Below are 23,619 nucleotides of genomic sequence, written 5' to 3' on the forward strand. Positions count from 1 at the left end.
GGGTGGGGTGCCGGTCCAGGGGGTCGTGAGTGGCGATTCGGGTTAGGGCCAAGGGTGTCTTGGTCACCTACTGGCCTCTGACTGCGGTCGTTCACGGGTCTGGGTCGTGAAGGGCCCCTTGCCTACCTTGACCGTAGTGATGGAGGCCTTCACTACTCTCGTGATCGCCACGACCGCCACCTTCGCCCCACACGCACCAATGATCACAGCGGCCGCGCAAAAGGGGCCCCTTCCCTCGGCTCAGCCGAGGAAACTCGGCCCTCACGCCTCGCCGAAGTACGTGATGGCCCCCTTCCTTGCGCTAGACGCAAGGAAGGGGGCCATCACGTACTTCAAGCGACCAGGGTGCCGGTACCGAGCCACTCGCGCCCTGCCCCTTGCCCATCCCTCGGCTCAGCGGGACGGCCTCGGGGAGGACGGCGGCGTGAAGCGCACGAACGACGGCGCCATGGCCTTCTCTTCGCCGTTTTCGCTGAACAGCTCCGGGACCAGCCGGTAGCCGGGGCCGAGCGCGGTCGCGGCGGCGGTGAGCCGTCGCGGTCCGGTGTCCGGCCAGCGCCCACTGTCCACCCGGGACAGCAGGGTGCGCAGCAGCACGATCTCCTCGGCGGCGTTGAACGAGCAGTGACCACCCCGGCTCACGTAGGCCTGCCGCAACCGGGCGGGATCGCCGTTGCGCCGGACCTGGTCGCCGTACCACCGGGCCTGGCCGGCGACCGCGCCGCCGTCGCCGGTGGTGTGCACGGTCAGCACCGGCGACGGCGTGGTGCCGCGTGCCACGGTGTAGTGACGCAGGTAGGCCTCCGCCTTCGGGTCCGCCGAGATCCGCGGAGCGGCGGCGAGCCGGTCCAGATCGGCTTCCAGGTCCGCGCCGCCCACCCGGTAGGCGTGCCGGACGAGGTCGAGTCCGGCGGACCGGGCGAGCATGCGCCGGTAGTCGATGCCGGTGTTCGACGACGGGTTGCCGCCCGCACGGCGCTCGATCTCGGGGCGCGCGGCCGGTCCGTAACCGAACAAGTAGGCCCCGGTGACCCACATCGCCTGCTGCGCGAGCCGGTCCGACGGCGCGGTGGGCTCCGGCTGATGCGCGAAGGCCCAGCCCGGGATTTCGCCGAGCGCACCGGCGAGCGCGATCCTGGCGCGGCCCTGCTCCGTCTTCTGGGCTTCGGCCACGACGGCTCCGAGCGCGTCCTGAGCCGCCTGCGGATCGCGAGGCCGGACGAGGTCGATGTCCGCGTCCGGCGCCAGCAGGGTCTTGAGCGCGAACAGCATGTCCAGCGCGCTGTTCCAGGTGCCGTTCGCGTCGTACTCGCCGCATTGCGTCAGAACGCCGTCGAAACGACCGGGATTGTTCTCGGCCAGCTTCAAGGAGATCACGGCGCCCATGGACATCCCGCTGGTGATCGTCCGCCGCGGTGCGCCCACGGTGGCCTTGAACCAGTCCAGCAGCGCGATCTGGTCGGTCAGCGCCTCCTCGATCGCGTGCCCGAACACGCCCTTGTAGTTCGACGCGGCGAGCGCGTAGCCCTGGTCGAGCAGCCAGGTCTCGGTTTCGGGTCTGGTGGCCAGCATGATCCGCGCCGGCTTCCATTCCTCCACGTAGAGCCCGTGGCTGTAGAGCACCAGCGTGCCGTTCCACCGTTTCGGCACTTTGACCAGGAAGTCCGCGCCGTCGATCGTTCCTTCGTACACGTGACGGCGCCCCTCGGCCGACGCCGGGACGGCGGTGACCAGCGCACCGAGAAGCAGCGTGACGAGCACGGTGACGAGTGTCCTGCGTGAGTGGGTCATGCCGACCAAAATAGGTGACCAAATGGTCACATGTCAATGCGGTACTCCTCGCGCCGCCCGCACATGCCGTAACCGTCCTTTGTGGACGGATTCGCGACCCGGACGCCGGACTCCTCGAGATGGCTCGCGTCACCGTTCGCGAGTGCCTCCAGGTGCTCCCCGGTCCGCTCGGCGGCGGCCAGCGCACCGGCCCGCCAGCGCGGGATCCAAGCGGCGGCCTTCGGCGCGATCAACGCGGCGGCCGCGCGATGGAAGTCCCTCAACGGACCGGGATCTCCCGCGGCGAGGGCGTCGCGAATCGGCAGGTAACCCTCGATCGCGAGGTCGCGGCGCCGTCGTGCCGAGTCTTCGTCCGCGGGCATCGCGGCGGCCGCGGCGTAGGCGTCCGGATCGGCGAGGATCGGCGGCGGGAAGGTGAGGACGGCGTCACCCGCTTCGGGCAGCCCGCTGTTCTGCATGAGCACGGTGATCCGCAGTCCGCCGCGCTGCACCATCCGATGGACCGTGCCGGGCGCGAACCACGCGACGACCCCGGCTTCGAGTTCGGTTTCGCGGTAGCCGTCGACGCTGAGCGTCTGCACCGCGCCGCGTCCGCCGGTGACGACGTAGGCCTCCGTGCAGGCGAGATGCAGATGCGGGCCGCCACCGCACACCCCGTCCGAGGCCTCCCATTCGTAGGCCCGCAGATGGGAAAGACCGATACCGCCGGGAAGCGGGAACACGGGACCTCCTCGGAGATCGTGGGTTTCCGGCCGGTATCCGCTGAGTGACTACTTACGGGCGCGGACGTCGAAGAAGGCGACGACGACGGAGACGACAGCGGCCACCAGGCCGAGGTAACGGCCGAGGCCCGCCCCGATCTCGATACCCGCCGCGGAGAGGATCCCCCGCTGGTCGGCGTCGAACTGCCAGTCGAGGGTGACCCAGCCGAGCACCATCAGCAGCAGGGCGCCGAGGGCCACCATCAGCCACAGATGCGGCAGGCCCGCGCGGCGGACGGCTTCGACGCGGCCGAACAGCACGACGGCGAGACCGGGCAGGAACAGGAGGAAGACCGGCGCCCAGGCGAGGAAGCCGGAGCGCCACGCGTCACGCGTGACGTCGTTGGCGGGCAACGACGTCAGCACGTCCTCGATCTTCGGGCGCGACGCGGTCAGCGTCGTCCACGGGAGGAACAAGGTCACCAGCGCGAGCAGCCCGGCCGCGAGGCCGAGCCACTCACGCCAGGTGACCTTCTTGGAAACGAGTTCAGGCACCGACTCGCTCGACGATCAGTTCGCGCACGCGCTTGGCGTCGGCCTGGCCCTTGGTGGCCTTCATGACCGCACCGACGATCGCCCCGGCCGCGGCCACCTTGCCGCCGCGGATCTTCTCGGCGATGTCCGGCTGCGCGGCCAGTGCCTCGTCGACGGCCGCGATCAGCGCCGAGTCGTCGGAGACGACCTTCAGGCCGCGCTTCTCGACGACCTCGGACGGCGAACCCTCGCCTGCCAGGACGCCCTGCACGACCTCCTTGGCCAGCTTGTTGGTCAGCTCACCGGCCTTGACCAGCCCGATGACCTCGGCCAGCTGCGACGGCGTGATCGCCAGCTCCGCCAGTTCGATCTCGCGGGAGTTGGCCTCCTGCGCCAGCGTGTTGACCCACCAGCTGCGGGCCTCGTCCGGCGTCGCGCCCGCCTCGACCGTCGCGGCGACCAGGTCGACCGCGCCGACGTTGAGCAGGTCGCGCAACGCCTCGTCGGTCAGGCTCCACTCGCGCTGGATGCGCTTGCGGCGCTCCGACGGCATCTCCGGCAGCGTCTTGCGGAGCTCCTCGACCCACTCGCGCGACGGCGCGATCGGGACCAGGTCGGGCTCCGGGAAGTACCGGTAGTCCTCGGCGGTCTCCTTGGTGCGGCCGGGCGACGTGGTGCCGTCGGCCTCCTGGAAGTGCCGCGTCTCCTGCTTGATCGAGCCGCCCTCGGCGAGGATCGCCGCCTGACGGGTCATCTCGTAGCGCACGGCGCGCTCGACGCTGCGCAGCGAGTTGACGTTCTTGGTCTCGGTGCGCGTGCCGAACTCGGTCGCGTCCTTGGCCATCAGCGAGACGTTCGCGTCGCAGCGCAGGGAACCCTGGTCCATGCGGACGTCGGAGACGTCCAGCGCGCTCAGCAGATCCCGCAGCGCGCTCACGTACGCCCGCGCGACCTCGGGGGCGCGCTCACCGGTGTGCTCGATCGTCTTGGTGACGATCTCGATCAGCGGCACACCGGCGCGGTTGTAGTCGAGCAGCGAGTGCTCGGCGCCGTGGATGCGACCGGTGGCGCCGCCGACGTGCAGCGACTTGCCGGTGTCCTCTTCCATGTGCGCGCGCTCGATCTCCACGCGGACGACCTCGCCGTCGTCCAGCGTCACGTCGAGGTAGCCGTTGAAAGCGATCGGCTCGTCGTACTGCGACGTCTGGAAGTTCTTCGGCATGTCCGGGTAGAAGTAGTTCTTCCGGGCGAACCGGCACCATTCGGCGATCTCGCAGTTGAGCGCGAGGCCGATGCGGATCGCGCCTTCGATCGCCTTGGCGTTCACGACCGGCAGCGCGCCGGGCATGCCGAGACAGGTCGGGCAGACCTTGGTGTTCGGCTCGCCGCCGAACTCGTTGGCGCAGCCGCAGAACATCTTGGTGTTCGTGTTCAGCTCGACGTGCACCTCGAGACCCAGGACCGGGTCGAACCGCTCGATGACGTCGGCGTAGTCCATGAGTTCCACCACGGCGGTCACTTCTTTCCTCCCAGCTCCGGAACCTGGTGCACCAGCGAACCGCCGTTGGCGGCGTCCCGCGCGACCTCGTAGGCGGCGCCGACGCGGTACAGCCTGTCGTCGGCCATCGCGGGGGCCATGATCTGCAGGCCGACCGGCAGGCCGTCCTCGTGCGACAGTCCACTCGGGACGCTCATCGCCGCGTTGCCCGCGAGGTTCGACGGGATGGTGCAGAGGTCCGCGAGGTACATCGCCATCGGGTCGTCGACGCGCTCGCCGATCTTGAACGCGGTGGTCGGCGTGGTCGGCGAGACCAGCACGTCCACCTTTTCGTACGCGGCTTCGAAGTCGCGCGTGATGAGCGTGCGGACCTTCTGCGCCGAGCCGTAGTAGGCGTCGTAGTAGCCCGACGACAGCGCGTACGTGCCGAGCATGATGCGGCGCTTGACCTCGGGGCCGAAGCCCTTCTCGCGGGTGAGCGACATGACCTCTTCGGCGCTGTGCGCGCCGTCGTCGGACACGCGCAGGCCGTAGCGCATGGCGTCGAACCGGGCGAGGTTCGACGAGCACTCGCTCGGCGCGATCAGGTAGTACGCGGGCAGCGCGTAGGTGAAGTTGGGGCACGAGACCTCGACGACCTCGGCACCGAGCGCGCGCAGCTGCTCGACGGCGGCCTCGAAGGACCGCAGGACGCCAGGCTGGTAGCCGTCGCCCGCGAATTCCTTGACCACGCCGACGCGGACGCCCTTGAGGTCACCGGTCAGGCCCTGGCGGGCCGCGGCGACCACCGGCGGGACCGGCGCGTCGATCGAGGTCGAGTCCATCGGGTCGTACCCGGCGATGACCTCGTGCAGCAGGGCGGCGTCGAGCACCGTCCGCGCGCAGGGACCGGCCTGGTCCAGCGACGACGAGAAGGCGACGAGACCGTAGCGGGAGACGCCGCCGTACGTCGGCTTCACGCCGACGGTGCCGGTGACCGCGCCGGGCTGGCGGATCGAGCCACCGGTGTCGGTGCCGATCGCGATCGCGGCCTCGAACGCCGCGATGGAGGCCGAGGAGCCACCGCCGGAGCCGCCCGGGATGCGGGCGTGGTCCCACGGGTTGTGCGTCGGGCCGAACGCGGAGTTCTCCGTGGAGGAGCCCATCGCGAACTCGTCCATGTTGGTCTTGCCGAGCACCACGACACCGGCCTCGCGCAGCTTGCGCGTCACGGTGGCGTCGTACGGCGGGATCCAGTTCTCCAAGGTCTTCGAACCGACCGTGGTGGGGATGCCCTTGGTGGTCAGCACGTCCTTGAGCGCCAGCGGCACCCCGGCGAGCGGCGACTTCGGCGCGTTGCCCGCGGCGACGTCGGCGTCGACCGCGCGGGCCGCGTCGAGCGCGCCCTCGGTGTCCACGTGCAGGAACGCGTGGATGTGGTCGTCGACCTCGGCGATCCGGTCCAGGTGGGCCTGGGCGACCTCGACCGCCGAGACCTCACGGGCCTGGATCTTGTCCGCCAGTTCGGCGGCGGTCAGCTTGATGAGTTCGGTCACTGCTCTTCTCCCAGAATCCGCGGCACCCGGAAACGACCCTCTTCGGCGGCCGGCGCGCCGGCCAGTGCCTGCTGCTGGGTCAGCCCCGGTCGGACCGTGTCCTCACGGAAAACGTTGGTCAGCGGCACGGCGTGCGACGTGGGCGGGACATCCTCGCCTGCGACCTCGCTCACCTTGGCCACCGAGTCCAGGATCTGGTCGAGCTGGCCTGCGAAGACGTCCAGCTCCTCTTCGGTGACGGCAAGCCTGGCCAGCTTGGCGAGGTGTGCGACCTCGTCGCGGGAAATGTTGGGCACGCGGGTGACTCCCGGGGTGTGCTGTGCGGGTTCAGTCGGAAGCTGCAAGTCTATGGTGGCGGCGTCGGCGAACTCGACTGGGTTATGCCGCGGCCGGGACTCCCACGTCGGGTAAGGAGTGCCTGGTTCGTTATCCCGCGCCCCGGACGTCGGGTCCCATTACCTCGTCCGGTCTGTCACAATCGGCGCCCGGCGTAGCGCGTTCCACGGCGAGGCTGGAACGCCTGAGGCGAGAGGGGCGCGTGTGTCGTTCCTGATCCGGGTCCAATTACCGGACACCCCGGGTACCCTCGGCGCGGTCGCCACCGCGCTCGGCACCGTCGGCGCCGACATCCTGAGCGTGGACGTGGTCGAACGCGGCGGCGGGATCGCCGTCGACGACCTCGTCGTCGAGATCCCCTCCGGCAGGCTGCCGGACGCGCTGATCACCGCCGCCGAAAGCGTCGACGGCGTCGAGGTCGACGCCGTCCGCCCGTACGCCGGGGTGCTGGACACCCATCGCGAACTCGAACTGGTCGAGGAGATCGCCGCGAAGCCCGCTTCGGGGCTGGAGATCCTCGCCGAAGGTGTGCCGAGGATCATCCGGGCGGGCTGGGCGGTCGTCGTCGAGCACTCGGAGTCCGGTGCGCTGCGGCTGGCGTCGTCCAGCGCCGCGCCCGAGACGCCGATCACCGACCTGCCCTGGCTGCCGCTGGAACGCGCCACCATCCTCGACGCCGAGGAGGCGTGGGTCCCGGAGACGTGGAAGGAACTGGGCACCGAACTCGCGGCGACACCGCTGGGAAAGCCGGGGAAGGCGCTGCTGGTCGCGCGGCCCGGCGGGCCGAACTTCCGTGCCGCGGAGGTGGCGCGGCTGGCTCACTTCGCGGGGATCGTGGCCGTCGTCCTGGACAGCTGAGCGCCCCACCTGGCGTGCCATGAAAGTCACCTTCATTGCAAATTTTGCAATGAAGGTGACTTTCATGGCACAGGTGGACGGCTACGTGAGCTCCAAGCGGTAGGCGACCAAGGTCACCCCGGGATGCGGCTCCCAGTCCCGCTCCGGCAGCCGCACGAAGCCGAGCCGCTCGTAGAGCCGGTGCGCCCGCGCCATCGTGACCAGGCTGCACAGCACCACGCGCTCCGCGTCCAGTTCCCGCGCCCGCGCGATGACGGCCTTGGTCAGCGCCTCGCCGACACCGCGCCCGGTGGCCGTGGGCCGCACACCGAGCATCCGGAACTCCAGTTCGCCTTCGCGCGACAACTCGGCGAACGGTGTCCCCGGCCGCGCGATGGTGACCGTGCCCACCAGCGTTCCGTCGCCGTCCACGGCGACCAGGAGTTCGGCCTGCTCGGCCCGCTTGGCGGCATCGACGAGCTCGGCCGCGTAGCCCACGCCGTCGACGAGGCTCCGCTCGGCGGAGTACGCGGCCAGGGTGAGTTCCCCGACCGCGGTCAGTTCATCGGCGCGGGCAGGCCGGATCTCCAGATCACTCACCGCTGTCCTCCTCATCGGCGGACTCATCGGCCGGCAACGCGAGTTCCGCGGCCGCCTCGGGGCCGCTCTCCAGCAGCACCGTGAAGCCGTTCTCGTCGAGCACCGGCACCTTCAGCTGGACGGCCTTGTCGTACTTCGTCCCCGGCGCGTCCCCGACGACGACGAACGCCGTCTTCTTCGACACCGAACCGGCGGCCTTCCCGCCGCGGGCCATGATGAACTCCTTGGCCTCGTCACGGGAGTAGTCGTTCAGCGAACCGGTGACGACGATCGACAGGCCTTCGAGGTTGCGCGGGATGGACTCGTCGCGCTCCTCCTCCATCCGCACGCCCGCCGCACGCCACTTTTCGACGATTTCGCGGTGCCAGTCGACCTCGAACCACTCTTTCGCGGCCTTCACGATGGTCGGGCCGACCCCGTCGACGCCGGCGAGCTCCTCTTCGGAGGCGTTTTCGATCCGTTCCAGCGAACCGAATTCCCGCGCGAGCGCCTGCGCCGCCGTCGGGCCGACGTGCCGGATCGAGAGCCCGACGATGACCTTCCACAGTGGACGGTCCTTGACGATCTCGAGGTTGTCCAGCAGTTTGCGCCCGTTGGCCGAAAGCTCCCCCGCCTTGGTACGGAACAGATCGACCTCGAGCAGCTTCTCCTCGTCCAGATCGAAGATGTCGCCTTCGTCGTGCACGACACCGGCGTCCAGCAGCGCCACCGCGGCCTCGTACCCGACCACCTCGATGTCGAAGACGTTCCGGCTCGCCAGGTGGAACAGCCGCTCCCGCCGCTGCGCCGGGCAGAACCGCGCGTTCGGGCAACGGATGTCGATGTCGCCCTCCTTCTGGTACGCCAGTTCGGTGTCGCAGTTGGGGCAGCGCAACGGCATGACGAACTCGCGCTCCTCGCCGGTGCGCGCGTCGGCGACCGGGCCGAGCACCTCGGGGATGACGTCGCCCGCCTTGCGGATGACGACCTTGTCCCCGATCAGCACGCCCTTGCGTTTGACCTCTTCCTGGTTGTGCAGCGTCGCCATCGCCACCGTGGACCCGGCCACCTTCACCGGCTCCATCACCGCGAACGGGGTGACCCGCCCGGTGCGGCCGACGTTGACCTGGATGTCCAGCAGGGTGGTGATCGCCTCTTCCGGCGGGTACTTGTAGGCGATCGCCCAGCGCGGCGCGCGCGACGTCGTCCCGAGACGGCGCTGGAGCCCGACCTCGTCGACCTTGATGACGACGCCGTCGATCTCGTGCTCGGCGTCGTGGCGGTGCTCGCCCCAGAACTTGATGTGCTCCAGCAGTTCCTCGCCGGTGGCGAGCACCTTGCTGTGCGGCGAGACCGGCAGGCCCCACGCGGCCAGCGCGTCGTACGCCTCGGACTGGCGCTTCGGCTCGAAGCCTTCGCGTTTCCCGAGCCCGTGGCAGATCAGCCGCAGGTTGCGGGACTTCGTGATCTTCGGATCCTTCTGCCGCAAAGATCCGGCGGCGGTGTTGCGCGGGTTCGCGTACGGATCCTTGCCCGCCTCGACCATCTTCGCGTTGAGCGCCAGGAAGTCCTCGACGCGGAAGTACACCTCGCCGCGGATCTCGACCAGCGCGGGCACGGGGAACTCGTCGGTGCCCGTCAGGCGGTCCGGCACCTGCTCCAGCGTGCGGACGTTGAGCGTGACGTCCTCGCCGGTGCGGCCGTCGCCCCTGGTCAGCGCGCGGGTCAGGCGGCCGTTCTCGTACAGCAGGTTGATGGCGAGCCCGTCGATCTTGAGCTCGGCGAGGTACTTCGTCGCGCCGATCTCCTTCTGGACCCGCTCGACCCAGGCCTCGAACTCTTCGCCGTCGAAGACGTTGTCCAGGCTGAGCATGCGCTCGAGGTGGTCGTGCGCGACGAACTCGGTCGAGAACGTGCCGCCGACGTTCTGCGTCGGCGACTCCGGCGTCACCAGCCCCGGATGCTCGTCCTCGATGGCCTGGAGTTCGTTGAGCAGCGTGTCGAACTGGCCGTCGGACACGATCGGTGAATCCAGCACGTAGTACCGGAACTGGTGCCCGCGGATCTCCTCCGCCAGTTCGGCGTGCCTTTCTCGGACCTCGGCGGGGACCTCGGTGATGTCCTGCACTGGCTCGGGGTTTTCCGGAAGTTCGCTGCTCACGGGGGTAAGCCTAGTCGGGGGTACCGACAATTCCGGACGCCCTCGGGTCGAGTCGGGCGACCACTTCACGGAGCTCCAGAAGGGTCAGCTGTCCCTCCTGTGCCTCGGTCACCAGCTCGACCTTGCCCAGCCTTTCGGCCGCCACGCGCTCACCCAGCGTGGCGTCCAGCGGCAGGAAGGTCATGGTCGTCCGGGTCTCCGGCCGGAGTTCTTCGATCAGCGGGTGGAAGACGGTGACGTCCACCCGTCCGGCTGAATCGTCCACCTTCGCGGTCACCCGGACGTCGGCGAGCGCGATGCGGGTCTCGCCGAGGTTGACGGTGACCTCGGTCGGATCGGGGACCGGCGGCACGGAGTCGTGGTACTCCCAGATCGCGTCCTCCGGCGGCGCGGCGGCCTTCCACGCGTCGGTGTACGGGCGCAGTTCCGGATCCTCCTGGCCGGTGAGCACCAGCGAGTAGATCGCCCGGTGCCCACGATCGAGGGAAAAGTGCAGCCTCGGATGCAGTGCCTCGACGATGGTGCAGAGGTCGTGTTCCACGCGGTGCGGCTCGCGATCACCGAGCGCGGCACTGACCTCTGGCAGGAGCGCGAACCACGCCTCCCAGAACGTCACCGCCGCGGCGGCCGCGTCCTCGGGGACCGGCTGCTCCGGCCACGCGGTGCGGGGGTCGGGAACGTCCTCGGGCTTACGGGAGCGGCGGAACAAACGCATGCGGGCACGCTACCGCGCCGGTCACCAGCCTTCAGGCGGTTCGGTGAAAGCCTTGCCCGCCTCCCGGCCGAGGGTGAGCGCGCGGCGCATCCACTCGGGAGTCGCGCCCGCGAGACCGCACGCCGGGGTCGGCACGACGCGTTCGGCGATGATCTCCCTGCGGAATCCGAGCCTGTCGACGAGTTTGAACACGGGCGTGACCACGTCACGCAGCACCAACGGCGCGCCGGGGTCGGTCGTGGGGACGAGCCCGAGCATCAGCGTCGTGCCGGAATCCAGCGTCTCGCCGATTTCATCGAGTTGCATGGGCGAAGCGCCCTTCAACAGGGTGAAATCGAAGGCGATCGCTTGCGCGCCCGCGGCGCGCAGCAACGAGATCGGCGGCTTCTCGGCGCAGCAGTGCACCACGACCGGCTGCCCGGTGATGCGCTCCGCCCCGGAGATCACCGTCGACAGCAGGTCGCGGGCTTCCGGCGCGGGCACGGCGGAAACGGTGCCGTAGCCGGACGCGGTCGGAAGATCGCCGGCGAGAACCGCGGGCAGCGACGGTTCGTCGAACTGGAGCACCACGGGCGCGCCGACGCGCGACTTCAGCTCCGCCACGTGTTCGGCGAGGCCGTCCAGCAAGGACGCGGTGAAATCGCGCAGCGCGCCCCGATCGGTGAGGATCCGGTGCCCGCGCTGGAGTTCGATGTTCGCGGCGAGCGTCCACGGCCCCGCGACCTGTGCCTTGAACACCGGCGGCGCGGCACCCGCCTTCTCCTTCGCCTCCTGGACGGCGTCGAGGTCCCAGTTCATCAGGTCGACCGCGCGGCGGTGGTCGTGCCCGGGGCGGGCGGCGACGCGATAACCGCTCGGCACCACCTCGACGGCGAGATCGACCAGCAGCGCGGCCGTCCGGCCGATCAGGTCGGCACCCACGCCGCGCGCGGGAAGTTCGGGCAGATAGGGGAATTCGGGCAGTTCGCCGAACACGATCGACGCGGCCTCGACCGGATCGGTGCCGGGCTGGGAACCGATCGCGGTCGCGGCGCCAGGAGGCCAAGGTCGTTCGTTCACACCCGGATTCTCCCCTTGGTCCCACTCGGCGGGGAGGCGGGGCACACCGACGACACGGACATTCGCCGCAATTGCCGTCGGCGAGCCCGCAGAGGCGTCTCGCGCATTACGCTGACCTGCCATGACGAGCTCTCCACAGCCCGCCGGCTGGTATCCCGACCAGCAGAACCCCCGGGTGTACCGGTGGTGGGACGGACAGGCCTGGACGCCCAACACGCGGCCGTCCCACGACGCCGAGATGATCGAGCTGGACATCGAAGGCGCGCACGACCCGGACAAGATCCGGGCGCAGGTGGCGAAGGGGACCCAAGGCCGGGGCGGCGGGGCCGCCGGTGGCGGGACCCTGTTCTCCGAACCCGTGCTGGTGGTCAACCAGCGCGCGAAACTCATCGAGATGTCCAACGAGTTCGGGGTTTTCGACCAGAACGGCAACCGCCTCGGCGGCGTCGTGCAGGTCGGGCAGAGCACGTTGAAGAAGGCCATCCGGCTGCTGACGAATTACGACCAGTTCCTGACCCACCGCTTCGAAATCCGCGACGCGAACCACAGCACCGTGCTGAAGGTGACGCGACCGGCGAAGGTGTTCAAATCCCGCTTCCTGGTGACGAAGGCCGACGACTCCCCGATCGGGGAGATCGTGCAGGAGAACGTCTTCGGCAAGATCCGGCTGGGTTTCGTCATCGACGGCCAGCGGGTCGGCGGGATCTTCGCGGAGAACTGGCGGGCGTGGAACTTCGTGATCAAGGACCACGCCGACGTCGAGATCGCGCGGATCACCAAGACCTGGGGCGGTTTCGTGAAGGCCGCGTTCACCACCGCCGACAACTACGTCGTCGAGATCCACCGGCCGCTGCGGGATCCGCTGGCGTCGATGGTGGTCGCGTCGGCGCTGACCATCGACACCGCGCTGAAGCAGGACGACGGCCGCTGAGCGGGGCGTGACCGGGGTCTCACCCCGCTCAAGTGGACACTCGCCTTCCGGCGGCTCAAGGTGGAAGGACTGGGGCGGCACGCTGGAGTGCGTCCGGGACGGAGGTCACCATGGAGCCGTTGCCCGAAGACGGCGAACGGGACTGGGCCGAACCAGGCGTCTACACGGTTTCGCCGGGGGTACACCGGATCCCGCTGCCCCTGCCGTACGACGCGCTGCGCGCAGTCAACGTCTACGCCGTCACCGACGGCACGCGCCTGGTCCTCGTCGACTCGGGCTGGGCGCTGGAGTCGGCGCGTGAGCTGCTGTCGCGCGGATTGAAAGCGCTCGGTGCCGACCTCGGCGACATCGACGAATTCCTGATCACCCACGTGCATCGCGATCACTACACCCTCGCGGTGGAACTGCGCCGCGAGTTCGGCGGCAAGGTCGGGCTCGGGAAGCTGGAAGAGCCTTCGCTGGTGCGCTCCGGCGATCCGGACCGCTTCCCGATGGAGGCGCAGGTCGGCCTCCTTCAGCGCTGCGGCGCGGTCCCGGTGGTCGAGGAACTCGCCAAGGCCTTCGGCGGTGTCCGGCACACCGAAGCGCATTTGTGGGAACAGCCCGACGAGTGGCTCAGTCCCGGAAAACGCACGATCATGCCCGGCCGCGAGTTCGACATCGTGCACACGCCGGGCCACACTGCCGGGCACGTCGTCTTCGTCGACGACGAAGCGGGGCTGGTGTTCTCCGGCGATCACGTGCTGCCGCACATCACGCCGTCGATCGGGTTCCAGCCGGTGCCCGCCGAACTCCCGCTGAGCGACTACCTCGACTCCCTGCGCCTGGTGCGCGAGATGCCGGACCGGCGCATGCTGCCCGCGCACGGCCGCGTCACCGACAGCGTCCACGCCCGCGTGGACGAACTGCTGGAGCACCATCGCGACCGGCTCGAGGTCATGGGCGCCGAGATCACCCCGGACGTCACTACGGCGTACGAGGTCGCGTTGCGGCTGGGCTGGACACGCAAGCTGCGCAAGCTCCCGGAGATGGACCCGTTCAACCAGATGCTCGCCGTCCTCGAGACCGGTTCGCATCTGGATCTGCTGGTGGCACGAGGGAAACTCACCGCGGCCGAGACCGACGGAGTGCAACACTACGCCTCATGATCATCCGTCAAGCACGCCGCGAGGACGTCGCGGCGATCGTCGGGATGCTCGCCGACGACCAGATCGGCAGCACCCGGGATTCCACTGACGACCTGACGCCGTATCTCAAGGCCTTCGAGGAGATCGACGCCGATCCCACGCAACTGCTGATCGTCGCCGACGACGCCGGTGAGGCCGTCGGCACGCTCCAGCTGTCGATCATTCCGGGCCTGGCCAGGAAAGGCGCGCTGCGCGGGCAGATCGAGGCCGTCCGGGTGCGGGCGAGCCATCGCGGCTCCGGTCTCGGCGGCGAGCTGATGACGTGGGCCATCGACGAATCCCGGCGACGGGGCTGCGCCCTCGTCCAGCTGACGTCGGACGTGAAACGCGAGGACGCGCACCGGTTCTACGAACGCCTCGGGTTCGAGGCCTCTCACACCGGCTTCAAGCTGAAGTTCTGACCGCCCGCGTTGCGGCACCTGGTTGCGGGGGCTCCGGCAGCGGCCCGAAGATGTTGCGAAAGCCACTTTCGCAACATTGAAGGTTGCGAAAGTGGCTTTCGCAACAGCCGCCCCGCGACCGGCACCGAAGAATGGCACGCGCACGCCACCTTTGCCTAACCCCGCGATTCGGCACCATCGTCGGTGTCGCGAAAGCCACTTTCGGGACACCACACGTCGCGAAAATGGCTTTCGCGACACGCCTCGCTCCCTACCGCCGGAGCGATGGCACCGCTGACCCGCCGCAAGTAGTCCTCTGGTTGCGGTAGTTGCACGCGCAAGGACCGCAACCAGAGGACTAATTGCGGAAGAGTTCTAGCGGGTCCCCGAGATCTTCGCGCTTCCCAACACGAGATCGCCTTCGGCGGCATCGGTGCGGTACAGCACGACGACCTGTCCCGGCGCGACCCCACGCAACGGCTCGCGAAGCTGAACCGTCACCGAATCGCCCGAGTCGCCCGAAACCTCGGCGACGGCCTCCACGATCCCGCCGTGCGCGCGCACCTGGACGACGCATTCGGTCGGGCCGTCCAGCGGCCGCTCGCTCGGCCAGATCGGGCGGTTCGCCTCGATCACGTTCACGCCGAGATCCCGCGCGGAGCCGACCTTCACGGTGCCCGAAACCGGCTCCAGCGACAGCACGTAGCGCGGCCGCCCGTCCGGCGCCGGCGCCTCGATGCCGAGTCCCTTGCGCTGGCCGACGGTGAACCCGTGCACGCCGGTGTGCTCGCCGAGCACGGCGCCGGTCTCGGCGTCGACGAGCTGCCCGGGACGCTGGCCGAGGCGCTTCTCCAGGAAGCTCTTCGTGTCGCCGTCCGGGATGAAGCAGATGTCGTGGCTGTCCGGCTTCTTCGCCACCGACAGGCCGCGGCTCTCGGCCTCGGCGCGCACGTCGGTCTTCCACGAATCGCCCAGCGGGAACAGCGAATGCCGCAGCTGCTCCGGAGTCAGCGAGGCCAGAACGTAGGACTGGTCCTTGCCGGAGTCCACACTGCGCCGCAGCTCCGGCGCACCGTCCACAACGGACAGACGGGCGTAGTGCCCGGTCGCGACGGCGTCGAAGCCGAGCGCCATCGCCTTGTCCAGCAGCGCCTCGAACTTGATCTTCTCGTTGCAGGTGACGCACGGGTTCGGCGTCCGGCCGGCGGCGTACTCGCCGACGAAGGTCTCGATGACCTCTTCGGTGAAGCGCTCGGCGAAGTCCCAGATGTAGAAGGGGATGCCGAGGACGTCGGCCGCTCGCCGCGCGTCGCCCGAGTCTTCGATCGTGCAGCAGCCGCGGGAGCCCGTGCGCAGCGTGCCGGGCTTCGCCGACAGCGCCAGGTGCACGCCGACGACCTCGTGCCCGGCGTCCACGGCGCGCGCGGCGGCCACCGCCGAGTCCACTCCCCCGCTCATCGCGGCCAGTACGCGCATCTTCCTCACACCTCTTGCTTCTGCGTCTGCTTGCGCATTCCCGCGAGTCCCGCCTGCCTCGCCCTGTCGACGACGCCCGCGATCTCCCTCGAAACCGCTTCAACGTCTTCCGGTGCCGAGGTATGCCCGAACGAGAATCGCAGCGACCCGCGCGCGGCCGCCGGATCGGCACCCATGGCCAGCAGCACGTGACTCGGTTGCGCGACACCCGCCGTGCACGCCGATCCAGTGGAACATTCGATGCCCTTGGCGTCCAAAAGCATTAACAGACTGTCACCCGCGCAACCGGGGAAAGTGAAGTGGGCGTGCGTCGGCAGGCGCTCGCCTTCACCGCCGTTGAGCAGCGCGTCCGGCACCTCGCGCCGGACGGCCTCGACCAGGTCGTCCCGCAGCTCGGCGACGCGTTTGGCGTACTCCTCGCGGCCTTCGACCGTGGCCTTCACCGCCGTCGCGAACGCGATCACCGCGGGCACGTCGAGGGTGCCCGAACGCACACTGCGCTCCTGGCCACCGCCGTGCAGGACAGGCACGCAGGCGGTGTCGCGGCCGAGCAGCAGCGCGCCGACGCCGTACGGGCCGCCCAGCTTGTGCGCGGTCAGGGTCAGCGCGGCGGCCCCGCTCCCGGCGAAGTCGACCGGCACCGCGCCGACGGCCTGGACGGCGTCGGTGTGCAGCGGGATCTCGTGCTCGGCGCAGACGGCGGCGAGCCCGGCGATCGGGTTGACCGTGCCGACCTCGTTGTTCGCCCACATCACGGTGGCCAGCGCGACCGTCTCGGGGCTGTCGCCGATGGCGGCGCGCATCGACTCCGGGGACACCCGGCCGTCCTGGTCGACCTCGACCCAGACGATCTCGGCGTCCGCGTGCTGCTCCAGCCATTCGACGGAATCGAGGACGGCGTGGTGCTCGACGGTGCTGCACAGCACCCGGCGGCGCTTCGGGTCCTCGCCGTTGCGGGCCCAGAAGATGCCCTTGACCGCGAGATTGTCGCTCTCCGTGCCACCGCCGGTGAAGATCACCTCGGACGGCCTGGCGCCCAGCGCCTCCGCGATCACCTCGCGGGCCTCTTCGACCTTGCGGCGGGCCCGGCGACCCGAGGAATGCAGCGCGGAGGCGTTGCCCACTGTGGACAGCGCCTCGGACATCGCCGCTACGGCTTCGGGCAACATCGGGGTGGTCGCCGCGTGGTCGAGATAGGTCATGGCCATACCAGGGTAGACCGCTCCGGGGCGTGACCAAGCCCACCCTGTGTCAGCGGGTGGTGCCGCTCATAGCCGACGGCCACCGGCCGGTCAGCCGCACGCCGAGCAGCGCGATGCCGGTCAGCAGCACCGAAAGCACCAGGATCGCCACCGAAGGCTCCTTCGCCGACGCCACCGAGGCGAGCAGAACTCCACCCAAACCGATGGTCAGGGCCGATCCGACCCAGTCGCCGAGCTGCAGCGCCGAGGTGTTGAACCCGCGTTCGGCCTCCGGCGAGTAGCGCAGCAGCAGAACCGAGATCGCGGGCATCGCGATGCCCATCCCGGCGCCGCCGACCGCCGACGCCACGAACGCCATCCAGCCGGGGAACGAGGGCAGCGGGACGAAGACGAAGATCGCCAGACCGGCCGCGACCAGCGCGAACCCGGTCCGCAGGGACGTCTCGCGCGACCAGTCGAGCCTGCGGCCCTGCAGCATCGACCCCGCCGACCAGCCCAGCGCGGTCACCGTCAGGGGCAGCCCGGCCAGCGCGGGGCTGTAACCGTGGACCTCGGTCATCGTGAGCGGCAGGTACGCCTCCATTCCGGCGTACGCGCCCGCGATCAGCGCGCGGGAGGCGATCACTGTCGGCAACCCCGGCCGCGACGTCAGCGTGCCGGCGGGCAGGAGTTTGCGGAGCGCGTACGCCAGGGCGACGAGCCCGGCGCCGCCGTAGGCCAGTGCCGCGAGAGACGGATGCTGCGCCGCCCAGGTGAGCGCGGCGACGCCGAGGGCGGCGACCACCGCGGGCACCACCCCGGCGCGGCTCGCGGATTCGCCGGGCACGTGGGCGGGCAGCTTGCGCGTGACCAGCACCAGCAGCGCGAGCCCGATCCCGGTCAGCGGGATCAGCCCGAGGAACACCCAGCGCCAGCCGACGCTCACGGTCACCACGCCCGCGACCGACGGCCCGATCACCGCGGGCAGCACCCAAGCGGCGGCGTTGGCGGCGTAGATCACCGGGCGCTCGCGGTCGCTGAAGGTGAGCGCGATCAGCAGGGACACCGAGACCAGCAGGAGCCCGGAACCGAAGCCCTGCAATCCGCGGCCGAGCAGGAGCAGCGGCATGTCGTGCGCGAGCCCCGCCACCAGCAGCCCGGCGGCGAACAGCGCGGTACCGGCGAGCAGCGCGGGCGCCGGGCCCTTGCGGTCGCCGAGGCGTCCGGAGAGGACGGTCGCGACCACGCTGGCGACCAGGAAGGTGGTGAAGGGCCAGGCGTACAGCGCGAGACCGTCGAGGTCGGCCACCATCGTCGGCATCGCGGTGGCGACGCCCATGCTCTCGAACGCGATGAGCGTGACCATGAGCAGCAGCCCGATCGTGGTCACGCGGTGCTCCAGTGTCCAGAGCACGCCTTTCGGCTTCGGCGCCGCCTTGTCCCCAGTGATCGTCATACGACGAGCCTGCAACCTCCAGTCGGGTGGAGGTCAAGCGCCGACGGACTCCAGGCGCAGTTCCCGCGCCAGCACCGCGGCCTCGCCGCGCGAGGTGACTTCCAGCTTCCCGAGGATCTTCCGCACGTGGAACTTCACCGTGTGCTCGGTCAGCAGCAGCTCCTCGGCGATCTGCCGGTTCCGCTTCCCGCGCGCAATCCCGGCGAGGACTTCGAGTTCACGCGGGTTCAGCCGGTCCAAGGGGCGCAGCTCCGGGGTTTCCTGGACTTCCAGCGGCATCACGGCGGTGATCGTGGCGCCCCAGCCGGGGACGGCGTCGACCTCCCAGCGGCCGCCGAGCGGGGTGATCCGTTCGGTGAGACCGGCCGCGGGCACGGCGCGGGCGACGTCCGGGCCGTCGTCGCGCACGGTGATCCGGAGGGCCTGGCCGTCGAGCTGCCAGGACGCGCGGACGCGGGTGCTGCCCCGCTCCAGCGCGGCGAGCACGAGCCCGCGGGTGACCGTGCGCGCGGTGTGCGCGATGTCCTGCGGGAGCGAACGTTCGTCGCCGGGTCCGGCGAGGTCGACGGTCACGTCGTTGTGGCGTACCAAGGGATCCAGCTGCGCGACGAGAGTGTCGAAGGCCTCCGACGCCGGTTCCGCCGAAAGCTCCTGGTCGCGGTCCGCGATCGAGCGCAGTTCGACCAGCGAAGCCGCGGCGAGGTCGGTCGCGGCCTGGCGGGCGGCGGCGTCGCCGAGACGCCGGGACCGCAGCACCGAAAGCAACGACGCCAAGGCCGTCGCGTGGGTCTGCCCGAGATCGGTGATCGCCCGCGCCCGCGCGGTCGCGGCCGCCAGGTTGCTCGCGAGGATCTCGGGTTCGGGATCGGTGGCGCGCTGGGCGGCGTTCACGCTGACGATGTCCCACAGCTTCGCGACGATCCCGAGCGCACGGTCGTCGGGCGCGTCCCCGGTGGGGACGAGCGCGATCATCGCGCCCTTGCCGATCACCGGGGCCGAGCTCAGGACGACGAGCTTCCGGCGCTCGCCGCCGAGTGTCTCCTCCACCACCGCGGCCTCCCCGGGGACGCCGAGCGCGGCGAGCCGCCGGAGCTCCGCGCTCGTGACGGCGCCGGTGATCGCCGGATCGCCGTCGACCTTGATCGGCAGGCGGGAGCAGTCACCGGTCTCCATGGCGGCGGCCCGGTGCGGCAGGACGGCCGCGGCCGTCGCCGAGAACCGCGGCAGGAGTTCGTGACGCCGGGCGGCGAGCATGTACTCGACCTGGCTCAGCACGTACAGCGGATCCGACCACTCGTCCATGACTCCACAGTAAGCGCGTTCCCGGTCCGCGACGCTGCTCGCCCGGCTAGTGAACACTGCTCGTCCGGCTGGTTCGGGCGGGGCCGGGCCGCCGGTTGACTGATCGCAGCGAAGAAAGTCCGATGAGGAGTGAACATGCGAGCGATCACCATCACCCAGTACGGCGACACCGACGTCCTCCAGGAGACCGAGGTCGCGCTGCCGGAGCCCGGCCCGGGTCAGGTGCGGGTCGCGGTCAAGGCCGCCGGCGTCAACCCGGTCGACTGGAAGATCCGGTCCGGCGCCATGGCGGAGGTGCGGCCGGTCGAATTCCCGCACATCCTCGGCCTGGAACTGGCGGGCGTGGTGGACGCGGTCGGCGAAGGCGTCGGATTCGCCGTCGGCGACGAGGTCTTCGGCTGGTCCGACACCGGGGCGTACGCGGAGTACGCGCTGGCGACCAACGTCATCCGCAAGCCGGCCGGGCTTTCGTGGCCCGAAGCCGCCGGGCTGCCGATCGTCGGTGAGACGGCGTTGCGCGTGCTGGGCGAACTCGAGGTCAAGCCCGGGGAAACCCTGGTGCTTCACGGGGCGAGCGGCCAGGTCGGCCGGATCGCGACGCAGGCCGCCGTCGCGCTCGGGGCCACGGTCATCGGGCTCGCCGGGACTTCGACCTTGGACGAGGTCGAGGCTCTCGGCGCGCTGCCGGTCCAGTACGGCGACGGGTGGGTGTCGCGGGTCCGGGCGGCGGCCCCGGGCGGCGTGGACGCGGTGTTCGACGCGGCCGGGTTCGGCGTGCTGGCCGATTCCGTGGCACTGCTCGGTTCACCCGACCGGCTGGTCACCATCGCCGACCCGGCGGCGTTCGCGCAGGGGCTGACGTTCTCGGCGGGCGGCTCGGAGACTCCGGCCGTGCTGGAGGATCTGGTCTCTCGGGAGCTGAAGTTGAAGCTGGGGTCGAGTTACAGGCTGGCGGAGGTCGCGGAAGCGCACCGGGAGAGCGCGACCGGGCACGCGAGCGGGAAGATCACGCTGACGCTGGCGTGATGCCGCCGCGTGTCCACCTGGGGGTGCTATGAAAGGCCCGTTACTTGCAAATTTTGCAAGTAACGGGCCTTTCATAGCGCGCGCGAGTTACGGCGAAGGGACTTTCACGACAGGGGCGACCGGAGCAGCGGCAGGAGCGGGAGCGGGCACAGCGGGAGCGGAGGCAGTGCGGCGCCGCCGCGTCTGCACCGGGATCTGCACCCGCCCGAGCGCCGCCTGCACCGCGGATTCCGCCAGCAGCGCCAGCTCCCGCCGGTCCGAAGCGCGTCCCGGCGCGATCTCCGGGCACACGTGCACCTCCAGCACCAGACCGCGCAAAGCCGCCACTCGCCGCAGCGAGGCGATGAGCGACTCCGGTCCAATGAACGCCGGCTGCGTGGTTTCGCGTCCGTCGGCGAGCCGGAAGCGCAGGGCGAGCGGCCGCACCGGGACACCGCCGTCGATCGCGGCCTGGAACGCCGCCGGGCGGAAGCGGCCGGAGCCCAGTCCGCACCAGGTGGTGCCCTCCGGCGTCACACTGACGAGTGATCCGCCGCGCATCGCGCCGGCGAGTTCGTCCATCGTCGCGGGCAGGCTGCGCAGGTTCTCCCGGTCGAGGAAGATGCTGCCGCCGCGGCGGACCAGCAGGCCGAGTACCGGCCAGGCGCCGACCTCTTTCTTGGCGAGCGCCCGCATCGGCTGGATGGCGTTCACCGCGATGATGTCCAGCCACGAGATGTGGTTGTTCACCACCAGCGCGCCACGGCCGGGCACGGCGCGGAAACGTTCGTCGCCGAGGACGCGCAGCCGTACCCCGAAGGACTTCAGGATCCCTGCGAACAGCAGGCGCACCAACCGTTCCCGGGGCCTGCCGCGCAGCACGAGCACCAGCGGCGCGGTCAGGAAGGCCCCGGCGATGACGCCGATCGCCGCGGCGAAGCGCAGGACGCGCCGCGGGAACGCCACCGTCGGCGCCCCTTCGCTCAGACATCCGTCGCCACACGGCGATTTCGGCATCCAGGCGTGAGTCATCCCTGTACTCCCAGGAAGAACTTGAGATAACGCTCGTCGACGTTGTGCAGGTCCAGCAGGACGAAGAAGTCCGCGACACCGAAATCCTCGTCCAGCGCGGGCGGACCGTAGACCTTGGCGCCCAGGCGCGTGTACCCCTTGATGAGCGGCGGCAGGATCGCCCGCGCGGGCCGCTCGACGCCCTCGGTCCGCCACGGGTTCAGCGGGGTCACCCGGAGCGACTCGTCCGCGTAGTGCTTGGCGCGCAGGACATCCCAGACGCCCGCCGCGTATTCCCCGCCGCCGGTCAGCGGCACGGACGCGCAGCCCGCGAGGTAGCGGTGCCCGGCCAGCAGCATGTAGCGGCCGATGCCCGCCCAGACGAGGCTCACCACGGCGCCGCTGCGGTGGTCGGGGTGCACGCACGAGCGGCCCGTCTCGACCAGCGAAGGACGCAGTGAATCGAGTGCCGTGAGGTCGAATTCGCTGTCGGAGTAGAGCTTTCCGGCCCGCGTCGCCCGATCGGGCGGCAGCATCCGGTACGTGCCCACGATCTCGCCGGTGTTGTCGTCCCGCACCACGAGGTGATCGCAGAACTCGTCGAAGTAATCGACGTCGAGTCCGGGTACGGGCGAATTGAGCGTCGCTCCCATTTCCTCGGCGAACACCCGGTGACGAAGGCGTTGCGCGGCAACGACTTCTTCGTTTCCGTTGGCGACGAGGAGCGAGTAGCGCGGCGCGTCGGCCGGGAGTTCGACACCTGCCTGGTCAGTACTGACGAGGAGCTGTGACGTCGTCATAAGCAAGGTCTACCCCTCGGGGGGTACCAACGACAATGCGCCCGATGGCCGAATAGTGCACGTTCAGTTAAATGCGGGTTCTCAGGCTTCTCTCAGGGTGGAACATCACTTTCGGATCACAGAAAAGGGGCCGCCCGGGAAAGAAATCCCGGACGGCCCCTTCAGGGTGAAACTCAGCCCTTGCGCTTCTTGACCTCGTCGGTCAGCTGCGGCGCGACGTTGAACAGGTCGCCCACCACACCGAAGTCGGCGATCTCGAAGATCGGCGCCTCGGCGTCCTTGTTGACCGCGATGATGGTCTTCGACGTCTGCATGCCCGCCCGGTGCTGGATCGCCCCGGAGATGCCCAGCGCGATGTACAGCTGCGGCGAGACCGTCTTACCGGTCTGGCCGACCTGGAACTGCGCCGGGTAGTAGCCCGAGTCGACGGCGGCGCGGGAAGCGCCGACGGCGGCACCGAGCGAGTCGGCGAGCGTCTCGACGACGTCGAACTTGTCGGCCGAGCCGACACCGCGGCCACCGGAGACGACGACCGAGGCCTCGGTCAGCTCCGGACGGTCGCCGCCGACGATCGGCTCGATGCCGGTGATCTTGGCGGACTTCGCCGGGTCACCCGCGGGGACCTCGACGGTCTCCTCGGCGGCCGCACCCTCGGCCTGGGACGCCTCGACAGCGCCGGGGCGGACCGAGATGACCGGGACACCCTTGGTGGACTTGGCCTTGACGGAGAACGCGCCACCGAAGATGGACTGGTCGACGCTGCCGTCGCCGTTCACGCCGACGGCGTCGTACAGCAGACCGGAGCCGAGGCGGACCGCGACACGGGCGGACACCTCCTTGCCCTCGGCGCTGGCCGCGACGAGCACGGCGGCCGGGGAGGTCCGCTCCGCGAGCGCGGCGAGGACATCCACCTTGGGGGTGACCAGGAAGCCGGTGGCGTTGTCGCCCTCGGCGACGTACACCTTGGCGGCGCCGTGTGCGGCGAGAGCTTCCTTCGCCTTGGCGGCGGTGCCGGTCGGGCCGACGACGACCGCGGACGGCTCACCGAGCTCGCGAGCGGCGGTCAGCAGCTCGAGCGTGACCTTCTTGACTTCACCGTCGACGTGGTCGACGAGGACGAGTACTTCAGCCATTTCCCTATTCC

The 23,619-nt window shown here is 70.0% G+C and carries 22 protein-coding genes; 5 read left to right on the top strand and 17 right to left on the bottom strand.

All coding sequences use genetic code 11. From position 1 onward, the window contains the following. Positions 1-393: 393 nt before the first annotated feature. The 6 genes from BKN51_RS25125 to gatC are packed head-to-tail and all read right to left on the bottom strand — an operon-like array spanning position 394 to position 6,355. On the bottom strand, positions 394-1,791 hold the full coding sequence (locus tag BKN51_RS25125) for a DUF6351 family protein (protein ID WP_101613445.1): 1,398 nt from the start codon (positions 1,789-1,791) through the stop codon (positions 394-396). Positions 1,792-1,817: 26 nt separating this feature from the next. After that, positions 1,818-2,513, bottom strand: coding sequence for a cupin domain-containing protein (locus tag BKN51_RS25130; protein ID WP_101609960.1), 696 nt, complete (start codon positions 2,511-2,513; stop codon positions 1,818-1,820). A gap of 48 nt (positions 2,514-2,561) precedes the next feature. Next, positions 2,562-3,047, bottom strand: coding sequence for a hypothetical protein (locus tag BKN51_RS25135; protein ID WP_101609962.1), 486 nt, complete (start codon positions 3,045-3,047; stop codon positions 2,562-2,564). Further along, a complete protein-coding gene (gene gatB / locus BKN51_RS25140) occupies positions 3,040-4,545 on the bottom strand; it encodes an Asp-tRNA(Asn)/Glu-tRNA(Gln) amidotransferase subunit GatB (RefSeq protein ID WP_101609964.1) in 1,506 nt (501 codons plus the stop codon). The genes BKN51_RS25135 and gatB overlap by 8 nt, the downstream gene beginning before the upstream one ends. Next, positions 4,542-6,059 carry an Asp-tRNA(Asn)/Glu-tRNA(Gln) amidotransferase subunit GatA gene (gene gatA, locus BKN51_RS25145; RefSeq protein WP_101609966.1) on the bottom strand — a complete coding sequence of 506 codons (1,518 nt, stop codon included), beginning with the start codon at positions 6,057-6,059 and terminating at the stop codon, positions 4,542-4,544. Before gatA ends, gatB begins: the two co-directional genes overlap by 4 nt. Next, positions 6,056-6,355, bottom strand: a complete 300-nt coding sequence (gatC, locus tag BKN51_RS25150; RefSeq protein ID WP_101609968.1) for an Asp-tRNA(Asn)/Glu-tRNA(Gln) amidotransferase subunit GatC — start codon at positions 6,353-6,355, stop codon at positions 6,056-6,058. Before gatC ends, gatA begins: the two co-directional genes overlap by 4 nt. A gap of 244 nt (positions 6,356-6,599) precedes the next feature. Between gatC and BKN51_RS25155 the strand changes: the two genes are divergently transcribed. Then, positions 6,600-7,253: an ACT domain-containing protein gene (locus tag BKN51_RS25155; protein WP_101609970.1), complete on the top strand. Its 654-nt coding sequence runs from the start codon at positions 6,600-6,602 to the stop codon at positions 7,251-7,253. Between the two features lie 81 nt (positions 7,254-7,334). On the opposite strand, the gene BKN51_RS25160 is transcribed toward BKN51_RS25155, so the two are convergent. Genes BKN51_RS25160 through BKN51_RS25175 form a run of 4 tightly spaced genes read right to left on the bottom strand, consistent with a single transcriptional unit; the run spans position 7,335 to position 11,746 of the window. Next, positions 7,335-7,832, bottom strand: a complete 498-nt coding sequence (locus BKN51_RS25160) for a GNAT family N-acetyltransferase (RefSeq protein ID WP_101609972.1) — start codon at positions 7,830-7,832, stop codon at positions 7,335-7,337. Then, complete coding sequence (gene ligA / locus BKN51_RS25165; protein WP_101609973.1) at positions 7,825-9,972, bottom strand: NAD-dependent DNA ligase LigA; 2,148 nt, start codon at positions 9,970-9,972, stop codon at positions 7,825-7,827. The genes BKN51_RS25160 and ligA overlap by 8 nt, the downstream gene beginning before the upstream one ends. A gap of 10 nt (positions 9,973-9,982) precedes the next feature. After that, positions 9,983-10,687, bottom strand: a complete 705-nt coding sequence (locus BKN51_RS25170; protein WP_101609974.1) for a hypothetical protein — start codon at positions 10,685-10,687, stop codon at positions 9,983-9,985. Positions 10,688-10,708: 21 nt separating this feature from the next. Next, positions 10,709-11,746 (bottom strand): methionine synthase, encoded by a 1,038-nt coding sequence (locus BKN51_RS25175; protein WP_101609975.1) that lies wholly within the window; start codon positions 11,744-11,746, stop codon positions 10,709-10,711. Between the two features lie 121 nt (positions 11,747-11,867). Between BKN51_RS25175 and BKN51_RS25180 the strand changes: the two genes are divergently transcribed. The 3 genes from BKN51_RS25180 (at position 11,868) to BKN51_RS25190 (ending at position 14,265) form a co-directional block, all read left to right on the top strand. Then, a complete protein-coding gene (locus tag BKN51_RS25180; protein WP_101609976.1) occupies positions 11,868-12,677 on the top strand; it encodes a phospholipid scramblase-related protein in 810 nt (269 codons plus the stop codon). Positions 12,678-12,787: 110 nt separating this feature from the next. Beyond that, positions 12,788-13,825, top strand: coding sequence for an MBL fold metallo-hydrolase (locus tag BKN51_RS25185; RefSeq protein ID WP_101609977.1), 1,038 nt, complete (start codon positions 12,788-12,790; stop codon positions 13,823-13,825). Beyond that, a complete protein-coding gene (locus BKN51_RS25190; RefSeq protein ID WP_101609978.1) occupies positions 13,822-14,265 on the top strand; it encodes a GNAT family N-acetyltransferase in 444 nt (147 codons plus the stop codon). Before BKN51_RS25185 ends, BKN51_RS25190 begins: the two co-directional genes overlap by 4 nt. Positions 14,266-14,619: 354 nt before the next feature. Here the strand turns inward: BKN51_RS25190 and mnmA are convergent, their stop codons facing one another. The 4 genes from mnmA to BKN51_RS25210 are packed head-to-tail and all read right to left on the bottom strand — an operon-like array spanning position 14,620 to position 19,659. After that, on the bottom strand, positions 14,620-15,720 hold the full coding sequence (gene mnmA, locus BKN51_RS25195; RefSeq protein ID WP_101613446.1) for a tRNA 2-thiouridine(34) synthase MnmA: 1,101 nt from the start codon (positions 15,718-15,720) through the stop codon (positions 14,620-14,622). Positions 15,721-15,725: 5 nt separating this feature from the next. Beyond that, positions 15,726-16,922: a cysteine desulfurase family protein gene (locus tag BKN51_RS25200; RefSeq protein ID WP_101613447.1), complete on the bottom strand. Its 1,197-nt coding sequence runs from the start codon at positions 16,920-16,922 to the stop codon at positions 15,726-15,728. A gap of 49 nt (positions 16,923-16,971) precedes the next feature. Continuing rightward, positions 16,972-18,357 (bottom strand): MFS transporter, encoded by a 1,386-nt coding sequence (locus BKN51_RS25205; protein ID WP_101609979.1) that lies wholly within the window; start codon positions 18,355-18,357, stop codon positions 16,972-16,974. 33 nt (positions 18,358-18,390) lie between these two features. After that, on the bottom strand, positions 18,391-19,659 hold the full coding sequence (locus BKN51_RS25210) for a helix-turn-helix transcriptional regulator (protein ID WP_101609980.1): 1,269 nt from the start codon (positions 19,657-19,659) through the stop codon (positions 18,391-18,393). A 135-nt stretch (positions 19,660-19,794) separates the two neighbouring features. Between BKN51_RS25210 and BKN51_RS25215 the strand changes: the two genes are divergently transcribed. Then, complete coding sequence (locus BKN51_RS25215) at positions 19,795-20,685, top strand: NADP-dependent oxidoreductase (RefSeq protein ID WP_101613448.1); 891 nt, start codon at positions 19,795-19,797, stop codon at positions 20,683-20,685. An 87-nt stretch (positions 20,686-20,772) separates the two neighbouring features. Here the strand turns inward: BKN51_RS25215 and BKN51_RS25220 are convergent, their stop codons facing one another. The 3 genes from BKN51_RS25220 to BKN51_RS25230 all read right to left on the bottom strand — a co-directional run bounded on the left by BKN51_RS25220 (position 20,773) and on the right by BKN51_RS25230 (position 23,608). After that, the gene (locus tag BKN51_RS25220) at positions 20,773-21,696 is read right to left on the bottom strand and encodes a lysophospholipid acyltransferase family protein (protein WP_101609981.1); all 924 of its coding nucleotides are present in this window, start codon (positions 21,694-21,696) and stop codon (positions 20,773-20,775) included. Then, positions 21,693-22,475 (bottom strand): GNAT family N-acetyltransferase, encoded by a 783-nt coding sequence (locus BKN51_RS25225; protein WP_101609983.1) that lies wholly within the window; start codon positions 22,473-22,475, stop codon positions 21,693-21,695. Before BKN51_RS25225 ends, BKN51_RS25220 begins: the two co-directional genes overlap by 4 nt. A 173-nt stretch (positions 22,476-22,648) precedes the next feature. After that, positions 22,649-23,608, bottom strand: a complete 960-nt coding sequence (locus BKN51_RS25230; protein WP_101609984.1) for an electron transfer flavoprotein subunit alpha/FixB family protein — start codon at positions 23,606-23,608, stop codon at positions 22,649-22,651. Positions 23,609-23,619 lie beyond the last annotated feature (11 nt).

Source organism: Amycolatopsis sp. BJA-103, from assembly GCF_002849735.1.
Lineage (GTDB): Bacteria > Actinomycetota > Actinomycetes > Mycobacteriales > Pseudonocardiaceae > Amycolatopsis.

Coding starts and splice junctions, on each gene's coding strand:
- BKN51_RS25125 (WP_101613445.1), bottom strand. CDS start 1,791: ATGACCCACTCACGCAGGACACTCGTCACCGTGCTCGTCACGCTGCTT.
- BKN51_RS25180 (WP_101609976.1), top strand. CDS start 11,868: ATGACGAGCTCTCCACAGCCCGCCGGCTGGTATCCCGACCAGCAGAAC.
- BKN51_RS25225 (WP_101609983.1), bottom strand. CDS start 22,475: ATGACGACGTCACAGCTCCTCGTCAGTACTGACCAGGCAGGTGTCGAA.
- BKN51_RS25200 (WP_101613447.1), bottom strand. CDS start 16,922: ATGACCTATCTCGACCACGCGGCGACCACCCCGATGTTGCCCGAAGCC.
- BKN51_RS25220 (WP_101609981.1), bottom strand. CDS start 21,696: ATGACTCACGCCTGGATGCCGAAATCGCCGTGTGGCGACGGATGTCTG.
- BKN51_RS25170 (WP_101609974.1), bottom strand. CDS start 10,687: ATGCGTTTGTTCCGCCGCTCCCGTAAGCCCGAGGACGTTCCCGACCCC.
- BKN51_RS25230 (WP_101609984.1), bottom strand. CDS start 23,608: ATGGCTGAAGTACTCGTCCTCGTCGACCACGTCGACGGTGAAGTCAAG.
- BKN51_RS25185 (WP_101609977.1), top strand. CDS start 12,788: ATGGAGCCGTTGCCCGAAGACGGCGAACGGGACTGGGCCGAACCAGGC.
- BKN51_RS25210 (WP_101609980.1), bottom strand. CDS start 19,659: ATGGACGAGTGGTCGGATCCGCTGTACGTGCTGAGCCAGGTCGAGTAC.
- BKN51_RS25215 (WP_101613448.1), top strand. CDS start 19,795: ATGCGAGCGATCACCATCACCCAGTACGGCGACACCGACGTCCTCCAG.
- BKN51_RS25190 (WP_101609978.1), top strand. CDS start 13,822: ATGATCATCCGTCAAGCACGCCGCGAGGACGTCGCGGCGATCGTCGGG.
- mnmA (WP_101613446.1), bottom strand. CDS start 15,720: ATGCGCGTACTGGCCGCGATGAGCGGGGGAGTGGACTCGGCGGTGGCC.
- BKN51_RS25205 (WP_101609979.1), bottom strand. CDS start 18,357: ATGACGATCACTGGGGACAAGGCGGCGCCGAAGCCGAAAGGCGTGCTC.